At 70.0% G+C, this 3,335-nt stretch carries 2 protein-coding genes; both read left to right on the top strand.

The window, feature by feature from the left end; genetic code table 11:
* The first annotated feature begins 214 nt into the window (after window positions 1-214).
* Entirely contained in the window at window positions 215-775 is a 561-nt protein-coding gene (locus G6020_RS08675) for a hypothetical protein (protein ID WP_241732633.1), read from the top strand.
* Between the two features lie 131 nt (window positions 776-906).
* On the top strand, window positions 907-3,335 hold a 2,429-nt coding region (locus G6020_RS08670), incomplete at its 3' end, for a Na+/H+ antiporter subunit A (protein ID WP_182610343.1).

The raw sequence follows: 3,335 nt of genomic DNA, 5'->3' as shown, positions 1-3,335 counted from the left end.
GGCGGCCCGGAAGCCCGGACACTGGCCGCGCGCCCCGAAACCCGGCCACTGGCCGCGGCGGCTTGCCGCCGTGCGTCCCCGCGGTCTACAGTTCTCGGTCATGCGGAAGATTCTCGTAGTAACCGGACGTAACGGGGCCTGAAGACCGGCACCCCCGTTGCGTGGTTGCACGATCTCCGTCGGTCCCCACACCGACGTCTGAGACGAGAACACCATGTACACCACCACCGCACCCGGTTCCTCGAAGGGCTCCCCTGGCGCTGCCACGCGAGCGGGCACCCCGTGCACCACCGGGACGACCTCCTGCCCGTTCGCCGAGCGGTTCGGTCGCCGGTTGCCGCGCGGCTTCGCCGACGAGGCGGCCGAACTGGACTGGCGCACGCTGATCGACACCTACGCGCCGTCGACCGACCACTTCCACCTGGCCGACCTCACACGTCGGCCGCTGGGCCGCGGGATCACCGCCTACGAGGCGATCCTGTCGACCCGGGACCCCTCCACCCCGGGTGAGTTCACCGCCCACCGCCTGACCACCGAGTCCTGCGGTGACCTCACCGCCATGTCCGAGATGCTGGGCAGGATCGGCGCCCGCGTGGAGATCGAGCGGTTCCACCAGTACGAGGGTGACGCGTTCGGCCGAACCGAGTCCTGGTGCACGATCCTGCAGGCCACCTGCGGTCGCCGCACGACATGGGCCATGGGTTTCGGGCAGTCCCCCGGCGAGGCCTCGATCGTCGCGCTGCTGAGCGCCGCGACCCTGCTCCACCTGCGCTGAGCACGGCCACACGGATCGCTTCTGTAAAGTAGTCACGGAACCCTAACCCCGGTCGACCACCGGCACCCCGCTGCACACGGCGGGGGCGTCCGCACGTCGTCGTCCGTTCGACGTAGCGAGAGGAGTCGCCGGTGATCGTGATTCTCGCGGCCCATGCCGTGGCCGCCATGATCGCGATCCCGCTGGTGTTGCGGTTCGGCCGTCGCGCGTTCCTCGCCCTGGCCACGGTGCCCGCGGCGGGCGCGGTGTGGGTGGCCGCCAACCTGGACCGCGTGCCCACCGAGTCCGTCCAGTGGGCGCCCGGCATCCACCTCACGCTGGATCTGCGCATGAACGCGTTATCGGCGCTCCTGGCCCTCATCGCCCTCGGCGTGGGTGCGCTCGTCCTGGTCTACTGCACCTGGTACTTCAAGGACGACGAACCACGTCTCCACCTGTTCGCCGCCGAGCTGGTCGCCTTCGCGGGCGTCATGTTCGGACTGGTCGTGGCCGACAACATGATCCTCCTCTACATCTTCTGGGAGATCACGTCCGTCCTGAGTTTCCTGCTCGTCGGCCACTACGCCGAGCGGGCCTCCGCGCGCCGCGCGGCCACCCAGGCGCTGCTCGTGACCACCCTCGGCGGTCTCGCGATGCTCGTCGGGATGATCATCCTCGGCCAGGCCGCCGGCTCCTACCTGATCAGCGATATCGTGGCGGCACCACCGTCGGGGACGCTCATCCACTGGGCGCTGATCCTGGTGATAGTCGGCGCGGCCAGCAAGTCGGCCATCGCCCCATTGCACTTCTGGCTCCCGGGGGCCATGACCGCCCCGACCCCGGTGAGTGCCTACCTACACTCCGCGGCCATGGTCAAGGCCGGGGTCTTCCTCGTCGCGCTCCTGACCCCGGGCCTGTCGGGCTCGTCCACCTGGCAACTGCCTCTCATCGCCCTCGGTCTGAGCTCCCTCCTCATGGCCGGGTGGCGCGCGTTGCGGGAGACCGACCTCAAACTCGTGCTGGCGTTCGGCACCGTGAGCCAGCTGGGCTTCCTCCTCGTTCTCGTGGGCATCGGCTCACGTGACACGATGCTCGCCGGGCTCACGATGCTGCTCGCGCACTCGCTGTTCAAGTCCGCCCTGTTCATGTCCGTCGGCGTGATCGACAAGACCACCGGGACGAGGGAGATCAGGGACCTGTCGGGACTGGGCCGTAAGCGGCCCGCCCTCGCGGTGGTCTTCACCCTCGCCGCCGCCTCGATGGCCGGGCTCCCGCCCTTCCTGGGGTTCGTCGGGAAGGAGGCGGCGTTCGCCACCGTCCTGTCCGAGGAGCGCCTGCACGGGATGCCGTCGCTGGTCGTGACCGCTGGGCTCGTGGCGGGGTCGATACTCACCTTCTCCTACACCGCGCGCCTGGTGATGGGCGCGTTCCGCTCCAAGAGTTCCTTCCCCGACGGCATCAGCCCCGCCGTCGCCTCCTCCCGCCCCGCGGGACCGCTCTTCCTCTCCGTTCCGGCCGTACTGGCCGGGTCCGGCCTGGTGCTGGGGCTGTGGAACGCGCCCGTCGAGAACATGATCGCCCGGTACGTCGACGTGGCATTCCCGCCCGGCAGCCCCTGGCGCGGCCCCGAGGGCTACCACCTGGGACTGTGGCACGGGATAGGCATCCCGCTCGCGCTCACCCTGGTGGTCTATCTGCTGGGCGCCCTGCTCTACGTGGCGCAGCGGACCGTCGAGAGGATGCAGTTCGAGTCGCCCGCCCTGGGTAACGCCGACCGCATCTACGACGCCGTCCTCCGGTTCTTCGACCTGCTGTCCCTGCGCCTGACGGCGAGTATCCAGCGTGGGTCGCTACCGCTCACCCTCGGCATCATCCTGGTCACGTTCGTGATCTTCCCGTTCGGTTCGCTCCTGGCCGGTACGCGCGAGGGCCTGCGGATGGAGCTGTCGGCGAACCCGGTGGTGCTGATCGTCATGATCCCCATGGCGCTCGCCGCGGTGGCCGCCACGGTGCTGCGCAACCGCCTCGCCGCCGTGATCTGCATGTCCGTCACCGGCTACGGCGTCGCCGTCATCTTCGCCATCCACGGAGCCCCGGACCTCGCGCTCACGCAGGTCCTGGTCGAGACGCTCCTGATGGTCGCGTTCGTGCTGGTCCTGAGGACGATGCCGGCCGAGGTACCGCTCTCGAACGGTTTCCGCCGTCTGCGGGCCTGGCTCGGGATCGGCGTAGGGCTGCTCGTGGTGGTGGCCGGTGCGTACGCGATCAACGCCCGCCAGCACCCGGCCGTCTCGCTCGTCTTCCCCGACATCGCCTACCAGATCGGCAACGGCGCCAACGCCGTCAACGTCACCCTGGTCGACATCCGCGCGTGGGACACCCTCGGCGAGATCACCGTCCTGCTGGTCGCCGCCACCGGGGTGGCCAGCCTCGTGTTCCGCAACCGTCGCTACGGCTCCGGCCCGCGTCTGGCCGACGTCGACAAGACCCGCTCGGGTCGGCGCGGCGTCGAGGCGGCCCGGATCGTCATCGAGGCGCCGGGGGCGACCCCCGGACGGTGGCTCGTCGGCGCCACCGTCCG

Source organism: Dietzia sp. B19 (genome assembly GCF_014145155.1).
GTDB lineage: Bacteria > Actinomycetota > Actinomycetes > Mycobacteriales > Mycobacteriaceae > Dietzia > Dietzia natronolimnaea.
The sequence above is the reverse complement of the archived record's forward strand: the minus strand, read 5'-3'. Positions and strand labels throughout refer to the sequence as shown.